This window comes from Planktotalea sp. (genome assembly GCF_050633725.1).
Lineage (GTDB): Bacteria > Pseudomonadota > Alphaproteobacteria > Rhodobacterales > Rhodobacteraceae > Planktotalea.
The window spans coordinates 58,478-76,345 of record NZ_JBOEHB010000016.1 but is presented as its reverse complement, the minus strand read 5'-3'; the positions used below and the strand labels follow the sequence as shown (position 1 = coordinate 76,345).

Below are 17,868 nucleotides of genomic sequence, written 5' to 3'. Positions count from 1 at the left end.
GCTAGAGTTTGTCGAGCAATGCAAGCAATCTTTCAGCCTCTCGTGTGCTGAGGTTCTTGGTTGTTTTCGCTGAAATATCTTTCGCGATTTCGATTGCGCGCACAGTGAAATCTTTGCCGTCTTGGGTTAACGAGATTTCCAGCCGCCTTAGATCGGTTTTTGACGGCGCGCTTTGAACCCAGCCACGTGAACGCAACCTATCAACGACCCCTTTGGTGGTCGCAGCATCCATGCCCACGCGGCGCCCCAAATGGTTCTGCGACAGAGGGCCATCGGCGAAGAGCCGAGAAAGAATGGCGAATTGCGTCGGCGTCGCCTCTGGCATCATCGCGCCAAAGAGCTCGAGGTGCTTTTGGTTTGCCAAACGCAACTTGAAACCGATCTGATTTTCCAGGCGATATGCACTGACGGGGATCACTGTTTGATCGCTGTTGCTCATTTGTTTGCTTTCTTTTCGTAATATAAGGATATGCGTGAAAAATTTGTTTGACAACGAACAAGTTTTTGGTGCCGAATGATGAGATCGGAAGCACCTGAAAGGATTGCTTGAAATGCCGTTCGTTCGCAATGCATGGTACGTCGCAGGTTGGTCAAAAGACTTTGGCGATGATTTGCGCGCAATTACGATCACCGAGCAAAACATGGTGATGTTTCGTGCATCGGACGGCACATTGATTGCGCTCGAAGATCGCTGCCCACATCGGCTTTTGCCGCTTTCAAAGGGCAAGCGCATTGGGGATACGGTGCAATGCGGATATCACGGAATGACCTTCGGGCGTGATGGGAAATGCGTGCGCGTTCCGGGGCAAGATAATTTACCAGCCTCTGCTTATGTAGACACGTTTCCCGTGCGCGAAGCGCATGGCATTGTGTGGGTTTGGCCCGGTGATCCGGAAAAGGCTGCGGATGCGCCTGTATTTGATATGCCAGAGTTTTCTGACCCGACTTGGCATGTGCATCACGGCGACGGGCTGCATCTGAAGGCCAATTATCTCAATGTCGCGGAAAACCTTGTGGATCCAGCGCATGTAAGTTTCGTGCACCCGACAACTCTTGGCAGTGCGGCTTCGGAAAATGTTCCGGTTCACGTTTCGACTTCGGGCGATGTTATCTTGGCGTGGCGCTGGATCAAAGATGCGCCTCCGGTTGGTTTTTTTCAAAACTTCGGAGGCTTTGATGCGAACGTAGATCGTTGGCACTATTACTATCTGCACCTGCCTAGCACTGCGGTCATCGACTTCGGCAGCGCAGCGGTTGATGCAAATCTTTCAGAAGACGAGCGCGACAAAGGCGTGCGCATCTTTGCGCTACATTTCGTAACGCCTGTTACCGAAGACTATACGATTGATCACTGGATGCATCTGCGCAACACGGCGGTTGGCGATGAAGAGGCCTCTGATCAAATGGACGCAATGTTTCGCATTGCTTTTGCGGAAGACAAAGAGGTGTTGGAAGCCATTCACATTGAAGAGCAACGCCCGCAAAAGCGTAAACCCATTAGAATTGCTATCGATAAAGGACCAAACGTGTATCGCAAAAGAATACGCGACCTCATCGAAGCTGAGGCGACCGAAGATTTAGGTGCGCCTGTACATCCAACTTTTGTGCAGCACGACTAAACCGTTTAGGGTCAGAGCCAACAGAGAGGGAAAGATATGAAAAGACAGACATTTTTGAAAAGCCTCGTAGGGGCTGCGGCGATCGCGGCTGTGGGGCTACCTGCCTTTGCCGCGGATACGATCAAGATTGGCGAGATCAATCACTACAAGCGGCTCGCGGCATTTGCTGGCCCCTATAAGCTAGGCATTGAGCTTGCTCTGGAAGAAGTAAACGCTGCTGGTGGCGTGTTGGGCAAACCGCTTGAATTTATCTTCCGCGATGACCAAGGCAAGCCGGGCGAGGCTGTGAAAATCGCTGAAGAGCTTATGACTCGTGACGGTGCTGTGATGCTCACAGGCACGATCTTGTCGAATGTTGGTTTGGCGATTTCTTCGCTCGCGGCGGAAAAGAAGTACGTCTACCTCGCCGCAGAGCCGCTTGCAGATGCGATAACGTGGTCAAAGGGCAATGATTATACGTTCCGTCTGCGCTCTTCGACTTACATGCAAGCTGCGATGCTGGCAGAAGAGGCCGCAAAAACCGACGCGGTTCGCTACGCAACCATCGCGCCGAACTACGCCTATGGTAAGGATGCGGTTGCCGCGTTCAAAAAAGCGCTTATCGCTTTGAAACCTGATGTTGAGTTTGTTGCAGAGCAGTGGCCTGCGCTATTCAAAATTGATGCTGGTGCCGAAACTCAAGCGATTGAACGCGCAAAGCCTGACGCGATTTACAACGTAACATTTGGCGGTGATCTCGCGAAGTTTGTCCGCGAGGGTGGAACGCGTGGTTTGTTTGAAGGACGCCATGTGTACGGTCTGTTGTCTGGCGAACCTGAGTATCTTGATCCGCTTGGCGATGAGGCCCCCGAGGGCTGGACCGTTACTGGCTACCCATGGGCAGAAATCACAGAGGGTCCAGGCAAGGCCTTTGTCGATACTTACATCGCGAAATACGATGATCATCCGCGGATTGGCTCGCTCGTTGGGTATATGACAGTTCAGTCTATCGCTGCAGTGATCGAAAAAGCTGGCAGCACCGACAGTGAAGCCATTCGTGCGGCCTTTGCCGATTTGCCTGTGAGCACGCCGGTCGGCGATATTTCGTTCCGAGCGATTGATCACCAAGCAACGATGGGCGCTTATGTTGGTAAGATCGCTTTGAAAGATGGCAAGGGCACGATGGTTGATTGGGTCTATAAAGACGGTGCCGATTACACGTTGCCTGACGAAGAAGTCATGAAATTGCGTGGTTCAGGGAACTAATCCGGATCGCATCTTTTAAGAACTTGGCGGCCCGCTGATGAGCGGGCCGTTCTTCCTAAAGATTTGATTGGAACATTCATGGGCCTTTTCATCGCTCAAATCCTGACTGGTTTGGCCAACGCAAGTGCGTTGTTCATGGTTGCCTCAGGTTTATCTTTGATTTTTGGTGTCACGCGCATTGTGAATTTTGCCCATGGGTCATTCTACATGCTCGGTGCTTATGTCGGCTATTCGTTCATGCAAGTGCTGCCAGGGGCTTGGGGGTTTTGGACATCAATTCTGCTTGCTGGATTGATCGTCGGCGTCATTGGCATGATTGTAGAAGTGCTCGTGCTGCGACCTGTCTACAGAGCGCCTGAATTGTTCCAATTGGTTGCAACTTTCGGTGTAATTCTCGTTATTCAAGATCTCGCCTTGCTGGTTTGGGGCGCAGATGATGTGCTTGGTCCGCGCGCGCCCGGATTGAAAGGGATCATTCGGATTATGGGCGAACCCGTTCCCAAGTATGATCTGGCTTTGATTGCTTTGACACCCTTTGTCGCCTTTGCCCTTTGGTGGCTGATCACAAAAACCCGCACTGGAATTTTGGTGCGCGCCGCAACGCAAGATCGCGAAATGGTCGGGGCACTGGGGGTAAATCAAGCGTGGCTTTTCACGGGCGTTTTCTTTCTTGGCTGCGCCTTGGCGGGTCTGGGTGGAGCTGTGCAACTGCCCAAAGGCGGCGCTGATTTATTGATGGACTTCAACATCCTGTCTGCGATTTTTGTTGTTGTCGTGATCGGTGGTATGGGATCTTTGCCGGGGGCCTATGTGGCGGCGGTGCTGATTTCCGTGCTGAATGTTTTTGGCGTGAATTATCTACCGCAATCGACGTTGGCTTTAATGTTTGTCGTCATGGTCGTGGTCCTGATCTTTCGGCCCTTTGGATTGTTTGGACGTGAAGAAGTCGCAGGTGAGCATGGTCAGGTAGGGGAGCCCGAGCGTCCGATAAAGCCAGCGGGGCAAACCGCGCGGATGATCGTTGCTGGGGCGTTACTTTTGCTCGCACTGGTGCCCATCTTCGGCGATAGCTTTATCCTTGTGCTGCTGACTGACATAGCGATTTTCTGTCTCTTTGCTGCCTCCTTGCATTTCCTGCTCGGGCTTGGCGGGCTCGTCTCATTTGGTCATGCGGCCTATTTTGGCGGCGGAGCCTACGCGGCGGCGCTGCTCGTAACCTACGCAGGCACGCCGATGGAACTGGCCCTCATCCTTGCGCCGCTCGCTGCGGGCCTTACTGCTATCATCTTTGGCTGGGTGTGTTTGCGTTTGACAGGGGTCTATTTCGCAATGCTCACGCTCGCGTTTGCGCAGCTTCTTTGGTCCTTGGTGTTCCAATGGGGTGATTTCACGGGCGGTGACGACGGGTTGGTTGATATTTGGCCGTCTCAGTGGGCGTCTGGCACGACGACGTTTTACTACCTTGCAATGGTGCTTTGCATCGGTGGCATTATTCTTCTGCGTCACACAGCGCATTCGCCCTTCGGATATGCTTTGCGCGCAGCGCGCGACAGCCAACGACAGGCCGAGGCAACGGGGATAAATACCAAACATGTGCAATGGGTCGCATTTGGGTTTGCAGGCGCATTAGCAGGCATTGCTGGTGGGCTCTTTGTCTTTTCGAAGGGGTCAATTTTCCCAAACGAGTTAGAAATTGCGCGCAGTTTTGACGCACTGATTGTGGTCTTTCTGGGCGGTGTCAAAACGCTCGCTGGGGGCGTTGTGGGCGGCGCCGCTTTGGAAGGCGCGAAGGATTATATCACACGGTTTGAATACTGGCGTTTGTTGCTGGGGCTTTTGATCATCTTCGTCGTGATCCTTGCGCCTGACGGAATCGCAGGAACCGCGCGCAAAGTCGCCGAACGCATCGGGTTGATGAAACGGGAGGATCAGGCATGAGTGCGGTTCTCGAAGTCACTGGCTTAAGTCGAGAGTTCGGCGCGATTCAAGCAGTTGATAATGTGTCATTCTCTCTGGAAAAAGGCGAGTTGCTCGCGCTTATCGGGCCTAATGGCGCTGGCAAAAGCACCTGTTTTAACATGCTTATGGGCCAGCTAAAGATGACTGCTGGCACCGTAAAGCTAAACGGCAAAAGCATTGCAGGTCTCAAGCCGCGTCAAATTTGGCGTTTGGGAGTCGGGCGCACATTCCAGATTACTGGAACCTATGCCTCCATGACGGTAATCGAGAATGTGCAAATGGCGCTTATTTCGCACCATCGAAAGATATATTCTCTGCTGCCAAGAGCGCATGAAATGTACCGGGAAGACGCGCTCGCGTTACTCGCTCTTGTGGGCATGGTAGAGCAATCCGAGCGTCATTGCGCGGTTTTGGCATATGGTGATCTTAAGCGCCTCGAACTTGCGATTGCCCTTGCTCACGAGCCGACGCTTTTGCTGATGGATGAACCGACAGCAGGTATGGCACCGACCGAGCGGATCGCGCTTATGCAATTAACGGCAGATATTGTCGCAAGCAGGGGTGTGAGCGTTCTGTTCACCGAGCATGACATGGACGTGGTTTTCGCCCACGCACACCGGGTGATGGTGTTGAACCGTGGCCAGCTTATCGCCAATGGTACTGTGGATGATATCCGCAACGATGAACGCGTGCGCGAAGTGTATCTTGGTGGCGGAACCTTGTTCAAGAATGACGGGGAGAGCGCACATGCTTGAGATCAGTGGCATTAATAGTTTCTATGGCAAAGCCCATGTTCTTAATGATCTTAGCTTTGAAATAGAACGTGGTCAGGTGGTCGCCTTGCTTGGACGCAATGGTGCGGGCAAAACGACAACCATGAAATCGGTGATGCAACTTGTTGTTCCGCAAACGGGGCGTGTCACGTTCTTGGATACGGATATAACCCGATCGCCGTCGCATAAAGTTGCGAAGATGGGTTTGGGGTACGTTCCCGAAGAGCGGCGCATCTTTACCGATCTTACCGTTATGGAAAACCTCGAAGTTGGGCGTCAGCCCGCGCGGGAGGGGACAGTGACCTGGAGTGAGGACATGCTCTTTGACATGTTCCCGAACCTTGCAGAGCGTCGCACGAACCGCGGCAAAGAGCTTTCTGGCGGCGAGCAACAAATGCTGACGATCGCGCGCACCCTTATGGGTAACCCTAGCCTGATTCTACTTGATGAACCGTCCGAAGGTATTGCGCCTGTTATTGTCGAAGAAATGGTGCGGGTGATTTTGCGTCTCAAAAAAGATGGGCTGACGGTTTTGCTCTCGGAACAAAACCTGCATTTTGCGCAAGCAGTTGCGGACCGCGTTGTCATTATCGAAAGCGGCAGCGCCAAGTACCAAGGCACGCTTGAAGACCTCGAAGCGCATCCAGAAATTCGCGATACCTACCTTTCAGTATAGGCGTTTGCGCAATTTTCCGCCGAGCGATCACGAATTCTGGAGCGATCCTTTAATCACGCGTTTTGAGCCCTAAATCGAATAGCAGAGACGCATAGCACGGAACACTAAGCGTCACTTCACTGTCCCTCGTTCCCCCCTTGCGCTCTCGGGTTGTCCCACCCGGAGCGCACTTTTCTTTTGAAATTAGGAAAGTTTTAGGCTCAATGGCGCAATGAGCTATTCAGATGAATTTTTGCGAGATGTCTTGCAACGAACCAAAGTGGTCGCAGTTGTTGGCGTGTCGACCAATCCAGTAAAAGCGAGCTACTTCGTAGCGCGCTATCTGGGCCTAAGAGGGATTAAGGTGATCCCCGTTAATCCTGTCCATGCGGGTAAGACGCTGTTCGGTCAAACAATTCGCGCGTCTTTGAAAGAAATTTCCGAGCCAGTTGATATGCTCGACATTTTCCGTCGCTCTGATGCGGTGCCCGAAATTGTGGATGAAGCATTGAGTGTTTTGCCAGATCTGCAAACGATCTGGATGCAGATTGGGGTGGAGCACGCGGCCGCCGCAGCCAAAGCCGAAGCTAAAGGGATAGATGTGATCCAAAACCGTTGCCCAAAGATCGAATATCAGCGCTTGTTCGGCGAATTGCGGATGGGCGGATTTGCGACAGGTGTCATTTCTTCCAAGTTACTGTGACGTAAAGGGGTGAATTTTCCCCTTGATTCAGGAAATCGTAAGTAAATGGCGTCTAGGTTCATTGAACAACGATGCAATGTAACTATTTCAAGTCCAACGCCACCGTGCTAGGGCACGCGGCAAAGTCATATTAAGGAGAGTGTCGTTGGGCAACGCACGCAACATAGCATTTTGGGTCGTACTGTTTCTTCTGATCCTCGCGCTATTCAATCTCTTCAGCGGTAACAACACCGCATTGCAGAGCCGTGAAATCAGCTATTCAGAATTTGTTTCATCTGTTGAAAGCGGGGGCGTGACGAACGTGACGCTCGATGGTGAACGCATTCGATTCCGCGGATCGGATGGCAGCGATTATGTCACCATTAAGCCAACAGATGCGAATGTGTCTGACTTCTTGATCGAAAAGAACGTGAGTGTTCGCGCTGAGCAGCAAGAACAATCGGGCTTTCAGACATTCGTTCTATCGCTTTTGCCCTTCCTGCTGCTCATTGGCGTATGGGTCTATTTCATGAACCGTATGCAGGGTGGCGGCAAAGGTGGTGCAATGGGGTTTGGCAAGTCCAAAGCCAAGATGCTGACCGAAAAATCTGGCCGCGTCACGTTTGACGACGTTGCTGGTATTGACGAAGCCAAAGAAGAGCTGGAAGAAATCGTAGAATTTCTGCGTAACCCTCAGAAATTCTCCCGTCTTGGTGGCAAAATCCCGAAAGGCGCTCTGCTTGTTGGCCCTCCCGGCACAGGTAAAACCTTGCTTGCGCGTGCGATTGCGGGCGAAGCGGGTGTTCCTTTCTTCACCATTTCTGGTTCTGACTTCGTTGAAATGTTTGTCGGCGTTGGTGCATCCCGTGTGCGCGATATGTTCGAGCAGGCGAAAAAGAATGCGCCTTGCATCGTGTTCATCGACGAAATCGACGCCGTTGGTCGCCATCGTGGCGCGGGTTATGGTGGTGGAAACGACGAGCGTGAGCAAACGCTCAACCAGCTTCTAGTTGAAATGGACGGTTTTGAGGCCAATGAAGGCGTGATCATCATCGCTGCGACCAACCGTCGTGACGTGCTTGACCCTGCTTTGCTGCGTCCGGGCCGCTTTGACCGTCAGGTCACTGTTCCGAACCCAGACATCAAAGGCCGTGAGAAAATCCTCAACGTGCACGCACGCAAAACGCCGCTCGGTCCTGATGCTGACATGCGCATCATCGCGCGCGGAACGCCGGGCTTCTCTGGTGCGGATCTTGCGAACCTTGTCAACGAGGCGGCGCTTATGGCGGCGCGCGTTGGGCGACGGTTCGTGACGATGGAAGATTTCGAGAGCGCGAAAGACAAAGTCATGATGGGCGCAGAGCGTCGATCCATGGTGCTGACACAGGATCAGAAAGAGAAGACAGCTTACCACGAAGCTGGCCACGCAGTTGTCGGTCTAGCTCTGCCGCAATGTGATCCGGTCTATAAGGCGACGATTATTCCACGCGGTGGTGCCTTGGGCATGGTTGTTTCCCTTCCAGAGATTGATCGCCTGAACTGGCATCGCTCTGAGTGCGAAGAGAAAATGGCGATGACCATGGCGGGTAAGGCCGCTGAAATCATCAAGTACGGCGAGGACAATGTGTCCAACGGACCTGCAGGTGATATTCAGCAAGCCTCTGGCCTAGCGCGTGCGATGGTTCTGCGTTGGGGCATGTCTGACAAAGTTGGCAACATTGACTATGAGCAAGCCCATGAAGGCTACAATGGCAATGGTGCCGGCGGTTTCTCAATCTCCGCAGCAACGAAAGAGCTGATCGAGGGTGAAGTCAAACGCATGATTGATGAAGCCTATGAAACAGCGCATCGCATCCTGACGGAAAAGAACGAAGAGTGGGAGCGCTTGGCACAAGGCTTGCTTGAATATGAAACGCTTACGGGCGATGAGATCAAGCGCGTGATGAATGGCGATGCACCGAGCGAAGGCCCGGATGAGGACGATTCATCAGATCAAGGCAGCGCTCCCAGCGTGACGGCCATTCCCAAAACCAAACCGCGGGCAAAGCCCACTGGCGGGATGGAGCCTGAACCAACAGCGTAAATGATTGAACCCCGGCCAAGCGCCGGGGTTTTTTGTTGCTTGTTGTGAGTTAACAAATCACAAATTCTGGATTGATCAGGATGGCTTAAATCGGCACATCTACGGTAAGTATCCAAGGAGAGATCATGCCTGCCCTCAAACCCACCGACTACTTCGCAACGGTCACTTGGCTTGGCGCCGTCGCGGATAGCCAAGAAAACTTGACCTCGGTATCCACCAACGAGATGAAGCTCAGTTTTGCTGGACATGAAAACGAATTCCACGCAGGTTTGACGCGCGCTTCCTGTAGTCGGGTCAAACAGCAATACCCCCGCGATACGGAAATCAAGAATGCACGCCAGCTCTCTATTGTTTCTCGCGAAGAGATGGACTTGATCGCAAAAGAAATGGGGCTTGCAACGCTTTCTCCGCATTTGATCGGTGCCTCCTTGATGATCGAAGGGATACCCGATTGGAGCCACGTTCCCCCGTCTTCAAGATTGATAGGAGAGCAGGGTCCGGGGCTTGTTATTGATATGGAAAACCGTCCATGCCATTTACCTGCGCGCTTTATTGATGCTGAAAACCCGGGCCATGGCAAAGCGTTCAAGGCTGCGGCAAAGGGGCGGCGCGGCGTGACCGCGTCAGTTGAGCAGGTTGGCAGTTTGACGATCGGCATGCGCCTAAGGCTTCACATCCCTGATCAACCTGCTTGGGCCGAGTTGCAAACAGGCTAGGCTATAGGACGAAATCCGCCACCTGCGGCAAGATGGGACTATTGGACGCCTTGATCCCAAGTGTATTTCCTTATCTATCTTCAGGTAGAATTTTAGTCTGACCAAAGAAAGAACTATCATGAGCTTCAAATACGCAGCACTCCTTGTCGCCACGGTTTTTGCGGCGCCAGCATTTGCGGAAGGCGATGCAGGCAAAGGCGAGAAAACGTTCAAGAAATGTAAATCATGCCACATGATCAAGAATGGCGATGATGTGATCTTTAAGGGCGGCAAAACGGGCCCAAACCTTTATGGTGTAATGGGTCGCGTGGCTGGCGCTGAAGAAGGCTTCAAATATGGCAAGTCATTGGTCGAAGCCGGTGAAAAGGGCTTGGTTTGGGATGCCGAAACATTTGCAGCTTACACGGCTGATCCAAAAGCATTCTTGAAAGAGTACCTTGATGATGGCGCGGCCAAATCCAAGATGTCTTACAGGCTGAAAAAAGGCGCGGAGGATGTAGCCGCATATTTGGAATCAGTTGTAGCTGAGTAATTTCGCAGCTTAAAAAAGACTGTTCTGTACGCCCCGCAATTTGGTTTGCGGGGCGTTTTTCGTTTCCGAAGCGAAACTCCTTCGAGCAAATGGATAGCGTTGTTCGTTTTTGATGGAAAACCCGTCTTAAACGAGAGCCTGAGTGTTCGTTCTTAAATTAGGTATGTGCAGATACTCAGCATGATCTTGCTTTTAGAGAAGGGATATCTATGGCACTGGATGATCGCAAGGGCGTCTGGAAATCAGGCAAAGGCAAGGGTCGCCATACGCCGAAAGGTCGCCAGTTGGATGATCTTGCTTGGGAGCAAGTGCGCGCGCTTTTAGGAGATCGACCTCGCCGTTCTGACCTTCTGATTGAATTCCTGCATCTCATTCAAGACGCTTACGGTCATTTGAGCGCGGCTCATCTTCGTGCATTGGCAGAAGAAATGCGCATGTCCATGGCCGAAGTTTACGAAGTCGCGACCTTCTACGCGCATTTCGATGTGGTTAAAGAGGGCGAGACGCCGCCGCCAGCCTTGACCATTCGCGTTTGCGAATCGCTATCTTGCGAATTGGCGGGCGCTGAAGCGTTGAAGTCTGCTTTGGAAAGCGGCTTGGATGCCTCCGAAGTTCGTGTGCTGCGCGCACCATGCATGGGGCGCTGCGACACTGCGCCTGTGCTAGAACTTGGTCATCACCACATTGATCACGCCACGCCCGAAAAGGTTAAGGCAGCGATTGCTGCAAACCATACGCATGCGGATATTCCTGAGTACGAAGATTTTGCAGCCTATGAGGCTAAGGGCGGCTATGCATCGCTAAAAGAGCTGCGCGAGGGCGGCGATTGGGAGCAGGTGCAGGAAACCGTGCTTGATGCTGGCCTGCGTGGTCTTGGCGGCGCGGGTTTCCCATCTGGCAAGAAATGGGGCTTTGTGCGCGCCAATGAAGGTACGCGTTACCTTGCCGTGAACGGTGATGAGGGCGAGCCGGGCACTTTCAAAGACCGATACTACCTCGAGCGCACGCCGCATCTTTTCCTTGAGGGCATGTTAATCGCCGCTTGGGCCGTCGAGGCCGAAAAGTGCTTTATCTATATGCGTGATGAATATCCTGCGGTGCTTCACATTCTGGCGATCGAAATCGCCAAGCTTGAGAACGCAGGTCTCGTCGAAAAGGGCTACATTGACCTGCGACGCGGCGCAGGTGCATACATCTGCGGAGAAGAAAGCGCGATGATCGAGAGCATTGAGGGCAAGCGCGGTCTGCCGCGTCATCGCCCGCCGTTTGTTGCTCAGGTCGGCATCTTTAATAAACCAACGCTGGTTCATAACGTCGAAACCCTGCTTTGGGTCGCGCGCATTGTGCGTGAAGGGCCTGAAGTTCTGTCCAGCACTGAAAAGAACGGCCGTAAGGGCCTGCGCTCTTATTCCATTTCTGGCCGTGTGAAGAACCCCGGCGTTCATCTTCTGCCTGCGGGTTCCACGATCACGGACCTGATCGAAGCCTCAGGCGGCATGCTCGACGGTCACACATTTAAAGCCTATCAGCCCGGCGGTCCATCCGCTGGCCTGTTGCCTGCCTCGATCAATGACGTCCCGATGGATTTCGACACGTTGCAGCCTCTTGGCACCTTCATCGGCTCTGCTGCCGTTGTGATCCTATCTTACAAAGACAGCGCGCGCGGCGCAGCGCTTAATATGCTGCGGTTCTTTGAAGATGAAAGCTGCGGACAGTGCACGCCGTGCCGCGTTGGCTGTGAAAAGGCGGTCAAGCTGATGCAGGCCGATAAATGGGATCAACCGCTGCTCGAAGAACTCTGCACGGCGATGGGCGATGCGTCGATCTGCGGGCTGGGGCAGGCGGCTCCGAACCCCATTCGGATGACGATGAAACACTTTGCGGATGAGGTGTAGAGCATGAGCGATCAAATCACATTCACGCTCGATGGCGAGACAGTCATAGCCGATGCAGGCATGACCATCTGGGAAGTCGCTAACGGTCGCGGCCTTGTTATTCCGCACCTGTGCCACAAACCTGCGCCGGGCTATCGCCCCGATGGCAATTGCCGCGCTTGCATGGTTGAGGTCGAAGGCGAGCGCACGCTCGTGGCCTCCTGCATTCGTGAACCGAATGAGGGCATGGTCGTCACCACCAATTCAAACCGCGCGGAAAGCGCGCGCAAGATGGTTGTGGAAATGCTGCTGGCCGACCAGCCAGAGCGCGATGTTGCCCACGATAAATCCGCGCATCTTTGGGATATGGCCGATGCGAATGGCATCGATCAGAGCCGCTTTCCCAAAATGGAAGAGGGTCACATCCCGCTGCTCGATGACAGCCATGTTGCGATGTCCGTTAACCTTGATGCCTGCATCCAATGTGGTCTTTGCGTGCGCGCCTGCCGCGAGGTTCAGGTCAATGATGTGATTGGCATGTCGGGTCGTGGTCAGAACGCTTATCCGACTTTCGATCTGGCTGATCCAATGGGCGATAGCACTTGTGTTGCGTGCGGCGAATGCGTTCAGGCCTGCCCGACAGGTGCTTTGATGCCCTCCACTGTGGTGGACGACGCGCAGGTTGGTGACAGCAAGGACTTCGACAGCGAAACTGAAAGCGTCTGCCCCTTCTGCGGCGTTGGCTGTAAGGTCTCGCTCAAAGTGAAAGACGGTAAAGTTAAGTATGTTGAGGGCATCAATGGCCCTGCAAATGAGGGGCGTCTTTGCGTTAAGGGCCGCTTTGGGTTCGATTATATTCACCACGATCACCGCCTCACAAAACCTCTGATCCGCCGTGATGATGCGCCCGCGAAGGGGCTCAATGTAGATCCGGGCAACGTGATGACCCATTTCCGCGAAGCGACGTGGGAAGAGGCAATGGAGCGCGCGGCAGGTGGCCTTGCCAAACTGCGTCAAGCGCATGGTGGACAGTCCGTTGCAGGTTTTGGCAGCGCCAAATGCACCAATGAAGAAGCCTACCTGTTCCAGAAACTGATCCGCCAAGGGTTCCAACATAACAACGTCGATCACTGCACGCGTCTGTGTCACGCCTCGTCTGTGACGGCGCTCATTGAGAACGTTGGCTCTGGCGCGGTGACGGCGACGTTTAACGAGATTGAAAACGCTGATGTGGCGATTGTGATCGGGGCTAACCCGATCGAAAACCACCCCGTCGCGGCGACCTATTTCAAGCAGTTCACCAAACGCGGTGGTAAGCTGATCGTGATGGATCCACGCGGTGTTGGCCTTCGCCGCTTTGCGAGCCACATGCTGCAATTCCGCCCCGGCGCGGATGTGTCCATGCTCAACGCGATCATGCATGTGATCGTCGAAGAAGGCCTTTACGATCAACAGTATATCGACGCCTACACCGAGAACTGGGAAGCCGAAAAAGAGCATCTAAAAGCCTTCTCTCCCGAAGCGATGGAACCGATCTGCGGCATCGCGCCAAATGTGATCCGCGACGTTGCGCGCACCTTTGCTGGGGCCAAAGCGGGGATGATTTTCTGGGGCATGGGTGTCAGCCAGCACATTCACGGCACGGATAATTCTCGTTGCCTGATTTCGCTGGCACTGATGACAGGGCAAGTCGGTCGTCCAGGCTCTGGCCTGCATCCGCTGCGCGGTCAGAACAACGTTCAAGGGGCATCTGATGCGGGTCTTGTTCCGATGTTTGTGCCGGATTATCGCTCGGTTGAGGATGACGCCGTACGCGAGGACATCTTTGGTGTCTGGGGGCGCGATGAAGACTGGTCGAACAAACGCGGCTTGACCGTCACCGAGATCGTGGACCAAGCCTACGCGGGCAATATCAAAGGCATGTATATTCAGGGCGAAAACCCCGCGATGTCCGACCCTGACGTAGAACATGCGCGTGATGCTTTCGCCAAGCTTGAGCATCTGGTCGTGCAGGACATTTTCCTGACGGAAACCGCCTGTTTCGCGGATGTGATCCTGCCGGCCTCAGCGCTTTATGAAAAGAACGGCACTGTGTCTAACACCAACCGCCAAGTCCAGCGCGTGCGCCCAGCGGTGACGCCGCCCGGCGAGGCGCGCGAAGATTGGGCGATTACGGTTGAATTGGCGCAGCGTTTGGGCCTTGGTTGGACCTACACGGATGCCTCCGAAGTCTTTGCAGAGATGAAGCAGGTGATGAAATCGCTCGACAACATCACTTGGGAGCGCCTAAAGACCGAAACAGTGACCTATCCGTCGCTGTCCCCAACGGACCCGGGTCAGCCTGTGGTCTTTGGCGACGGTTTCCCGCGCGCAGGTGGACGCGCAAAGTTCACGCCGGCCTCCGTGATTGCACCGGATGAAGCGCCTGATGCGGATTATCCGATGATCATGACAACGGGCCGTCAGCTTGAGCATTGGCACACAGGGTCGATGACCCGCCGCGCCAGCGTTCTGGATGCGGTTGAGCCTGAGGCGAACTGCTCGCTCCATCCTAAAACGCTGCGCGCGCTTGGTGTTGAGCCGGGCGATATGATCCGCCTCACGACACGTCGCGGCTCTATCGACATCATGGCCCGTGCGGACCGCGCAGTCGCGGAAGACATGGTTTTCGTTCCATTCGCCTACGTGGAAGCGGCGGCCAATGTGCTGACCAACCCCGCAATCGACCCCTACGGGAAAATTCCCGAATTCAAATTCTCGGCCGTCCGCGTCGAGGCCATCCAAACAATCGCTGCGCAGTAAGCAGCCCCACTTTTCAACAGGAAAGCAAGACCCATGGGATATAAATCAGACATCGAAATCGCTCGCGAAGCTGACAAAAAGCCGATCCAAGAGATCGGTATGAAGCTCGGCATCGAGAGCAAAGACCTGCTGCCATACGGCCACGACAAAGCGAAGGTGAGCCAAGAGTTCATCAACGGTGTTCAGGGCAACAAGAATGGCAAGTTGATCCTCGTGACCGCGATCAACCCGACACCTGCGGGTGAGGGCAAGACGACAACGACTGTTGGCCTTGGTGATGGTCTGAACCGCATTGGCAAAAAGGCGGCTGTCTGCATTCGCGAAGCCTCGCTTGGGCCAAACTTCGGCATGAAAGGCGGCGCTGCGGGTGGTGGTTACGCTCAGGTCGTTCCGATGGAGGACATGAACCTGCACTTCACAGGTGACTTCCACGCGATCACTTCCGCGCACTCGCTGCTCTCTGCGATGCTCGACAACCACATTTATTGGGGCAATGAAGCGGAAATCGACATTCGCCGTGTTCAGTGGAAACGTGTCGTTGACATGAACGACCGCGCGCTGCGTCAGGTGAACGTCTCGCTTGGCGGCGTTGCCAACGGCTTCCCGCGTGAGGGTGGCTTCGATATCACCGTTGCGTCTGAAGTTATGGCGATCCTTTGCTTGGCAAAAGATTTGAAAGACCTTGAGAAGCGTCTCGGCGATATGATTGTGGCCTATAAGCGCGATCGCAGCCCAGTTTACTGCCGCGATATCAAGGCGGAAGGCGCGATGACGGTTCTGCTGAAAGATGCAATGCAGCCGAACATCGTTCAAACGCTGGAGAACAACCCAGCCTTCGTTCACGGTGGTCCATTTGCGAATATCGCGCACGGCTGTAACTCTGTGATCGCGACGACAACCGCGCTTAAGATTGCTGATTTCGTTGTGACCGAAGCAGGCTTTGGCGCGGACCTCGGCGCTGAGAAATTTATGAACATCAAATGCCGCAAAGCAGGTCTTGCACCTGATTGCGTTGTTCTGGTTGCGACAGTGCGCGCGATGAAAATGAACGGCGGCGTGGCGAAAGCGGACCTCGGGGAAGAGAATGTTGATGCGGTGAACGAAGGTTGTGCAAACCTTGGTCAGCACATTGGCAACCTGAAATCCTTTGGTGTGCCTGTTGTCGTGGCGATCAACCACTTTGTCACAGACACGGATGCAGAAGTGCAAGCGGTCAAGGATTACGTTGCAACACAAGGCTCCGAAGCGATCTTGTCGCGTCACTGGGAACTTGGCTCGGAAGGCTCTGAAGAGCTTGCAACGCGCGTGGCGGAGATCGCGGACAGCGGTGTGTCCCAGTTCGCGCCACTTTATCGCGATGACAAGCCATTGATGGAGAAGATCGAGATCATCGCCAAGCGTATCTACCGCGCGGATGAGGTGCTGGCGGACCAGAAAATCCGCAGCCAGCTGAAGCTCTGGGAAGAGCAAGGCTACGGTGATCTGCCGATTTGTATGGCGAAAACGCAGTATAGTTTCTCCACGGACCCGACCCTGCGCGGTGCGCCGCGCGGACATTCGGTGCCAGTTCGTGAAGTTCGCCTGTCTGCAGGTGCTGGATTTGTTGTCGTCGTCTGCGGTGAGATCATGACCATGCCAGGCCTTCCACGTGTGCCTTCCGCTGAAAGCATTCATCTGAATGATGAAGGGCAGATCGAAGGCTTGTTCTAAAAAGAGAGCGGTGCGTGAAACCACACACCTTACGGGGCTGACGCTCTGTGGGATGCGTGGTAACACGCACCAATCGTATTGGGGCTCTGCCCCCGTCCATTGAAATGGACTTCCCCCGAGATATTTTACGACCAAAGAAGAGGACGCAGAGATGAGCGCACAGATAATCGATGGCAAGGCGTTTGCCGCCAAAGTACGAGGTCAAGTTGGTGAGCATGTTGCGCGTCTGAAAGAGGAGCATGGAATAACGCCGGGCTTGGCGGTTGTTCTTGTCGGGGAAGATCCCGCGTCACAGGTTTATGTGCGCTCCAAGGGAAAAATGACCGTTGAAGTTGGTATGAAAAGCGTTGAGCATAAGCTGGACGCAGATACCTCTGAAGCTGATCTTTTGGCGTTAATCGATCAACTCAACACGGATGCGAGCATTCATGGCATTTTGGTTCAGTTGCCTTTGCCCAAGCATCTAGATGAAGATCTGGTGATCAATTCGATTAGCCCCGCAAAAGATGTCGATGGATTTCACATCTCCAATGTAGGACTTCTTGGCACAGGCCAAAAAAGCATGGTGCCCTGCACGCCTCTTGGATGTTTGATGATGCTCCGGGATCATCATGGTTCTTTGTCTGGCATGGATGCAGTTGTGATTGGCCGTTCCAATATCGTTGGCAAGCCTATGGCGCAGCTCTTGCTTGGAGATAGCTGTACAGTGACGATTGCGCATTCTCGCACCAAAGATTTACCCAGTGTTGTCCGACGCGCGGATATCGTCGTCGCGGCAGTGGGTCGCCCTGAAATGGTTCCGGGCGACTGGATCAAAGAAGGCGCGACCGTCATTGATGTGGGCATCAATCGCATCGAGCGTGATGGCAAAAATAAACTCGTTGGAGACGTTGATTTTGCTTCCTGCGCCGAAGTTGCGGGCGCAATTACCCCAGTTCCAGGTGGCGTTGGCCCAATGACCATTGCTTGTTTGCTCGCTAACACAGTGACAGCGTGCTGCCGCGCCAATGGGTTGGTGGAGCCTGAAGGCTTAACAGCTTAAGAATTGTCAAAAGGCCCTGGCGCGGAGAGTGCTCGGGGCCTTTTCTACAACGCGCTCAGTACACGCGAAGTGTGAAGGGCGCTTGGGTGCGATCAAAGTATTTAGATATACGAACTTGTATTTCCGCTCCCATCGTTCCTAATTAGATGAATCACTCAGCAAATACGCCGTTTTCA

The 17,868-nt window shown here is 53.8% G+C and carries 14 protein-coding genes; 13 read left to right on the top strand and 1 reads right to left on the bottom strand.

The features are described 5' to 3' along the window. Window position 1: 1 nt before the first annotated feature. Complete coding sequence (locus tag ACRBCU_RS13425; RefSeq protein WP_431365900.1) at window positions 2-439, bottom strand: MarR family winged helix-turn-helix transcriptional regulator; 438 nt, start codon at window positions 437-439, stop codon at window positions 2-4. A gap of 112 nt (window positions 440-551) precedes the next feature. Here ACRBCU_RS13425 and ACRBCU_RS13420 point away from each other — a divergent pair, with 112 nt between their 5' ends. The 13 genes from ACRBCU_RS13420 (at window position 552) to folD (ending at window position 17,692) form a co-directional block, all read left to right on the top strand. After that, window positions 552-1,619, top strand: a complete 1,068-nt coding sequence (locus tag ACRBCU_RS13420) for a Rieske 2Fe-2S domain-containing protein (protein ID WP_431365899.1) — start codon at window positions 552-554, stop codon at window positions 1,617-1,619. Window positions 1,620-1,655: 36 nt separating this feature from the next. Then, entirely contained in the window at window positions 1,656-2,864 is a 1,209-nt protein-coding gene (locus ACRBCU_RS13415; RefSeq protein ID WP_431365898.1) for an ABC transporter substrate-binding protein, read from the top strand. A gap of 78 nt (window positions 2,865-2,942) precedes the next feature. Further along, window positions 2,943-4,802 carry an ABC transporter permease gene (locus ACRBCU_RS13410; RefSeq protein WP_431365897.1) on the top strand — a complete coding sequence of 620 codons (1,860 nt, stop codon included), beginning with the start codon at window positions 2,943-2,945 and terminating at the stop codon, window positions 4,800-4,802. Then, window positions 4,799-5,578: an ABC transporter ATP-binding protein gene (locus tag ACRBCU_RS13405; RefSeq protein ID WP_431365896.1), complete on the top strand. Its 780-nt coding sequence runs from the start codon at window positions 4,799-4,801 to the stop codon at window positions 5,576-5,578. Before ACRBCU_RS13410 ends, ACRBCU_RS13405 begins: the two co-directional genes overlap by 4 nt. Further along, window positions 5,571-6,272 (top strand): ABC transporter ATP-binding protein, encoded by a 702-nt coding sequence (locus ACRBCU_RS13400; protein ID WP_431365895.1) that lies wholly within the window; start codon window positions 5,571-5,573, stop codon window positions 6,270-6,272. The genes ACRBCU_RS13405 and ACRBCU_RS13400 overlap by 8 nt, the downstream gene beginning before the upstream one ends. Window positions 6,273-6,483: 211 nt before the next feature. Continuing rightward, window positions 6,484-6,954 carry a CoA-binding protein gene (locus ACRBCU_RS13395; protein ID WP_431365894.1) on the top strand — a complete coding sequence of 157 codons (471 nt, stop codon included), beginning with the start codon at window positions 6,484-6,486 and terminating at the stop codon, window positions 6,952-6,954. Window positions 6,955-7,099: 145 nt separating this feature from the next. Further along, window positions 7,100-9,016 (top strand): ATP-dependent zinc metalloprotease FtsH, encoded by a 1,917-nt coding sequence (ftsH, locus tag ACRBCU_RS13390; protein ID WP_431365893.1) that lies wholly within the window; start codon window positions 7,100-7,102, stop codon window positions 9,014-9,016. 125 nt (window positions 9,017-9,141) lie between these two features. Continuing rightward, a complete protein-coding gene (locus tag ACRBCU_RS13385) occupies window positions 9,142-9,732 on the top strand; it encodes an MOSC domain-containing protein (protein ID WP_431365892.1) in 591 nt (196 codons plus the stop codon). A gap of 118 nt (window positions 9,733-9,850) precedes the next feature. After that, window positions 9,851-10,264 carry a c-type cytochrome gene (locus ACRBCU_RS13380; RefSeq protein ID WP_431365891.1) on the top strand — a complete coding sequence of 138 codons (414 nt, stop codon included), beginning with the start codon at window positions 9,851-9,853 and terminating at the stop codon, window positions 10,262-10,264. Between the two features lie 209 nt (window positions 10,265-10,473). After that, window positions 10,474-12,159 carry an NAD(P)H-dependent oxidoreductase subunit E gene (locus ACRBCU_RS13375; RefSeq protein WP_431365890.1) on the top strand — a complete coding sequence of 562 codons (1,686 nt, stop codon included), beginning with the start codon at window positions 10,474-10,476 and terminating at the stop codon, window positions 12,157-12,159. Between the two features lie 3 nt (window positions 12,160-12,162). After that, window positions 12,163-14,940 (top strand): formate dehydrogenase subunit alpha, encoded by a 2,778-nt coding sequence (gene fdhF, locus ACRBCU_RS13370; protein ID WP_431365889.1) that lies wholly within the window; start codon window positions 12,163-12,165, stop codon window positions 14,938-14,940. A gap of 33 nt (window positions 14,941-14,973) precedes the next feature. Next, a complete protein-coding gene (locus ACRBCU_RS13365; RefSeq protein ID WP_431365888.1) occupies window positions 14,974-16,650 on the top strand; it encodes a formate--tetrahydrofolate ligase in 1,677 nt (558 codons plus the stop codon). Between the two features lie 151 nt (window positions 16,651-16,801). Beyond that, window positions 16,802-17,692 carry a bifunctional methylenetetrahydrofolate dehydrogenase/methenyltetrahydrofolate cyclohydrolase FolD gene (gene folD, locus ACRBCU_RS13360; RefSeq protein ID WP_431365887.1) on the top strand — a complete coding sequence of 297 codons (891 nt, stop codon included), beginning with the start codon at window positions 16,802-16,804 and terminating at the stop codon, window positions 17,690-17,692. The last annotated feature ends 176 nt before the right edge of the window (window positions 17,693-17,868 follow it).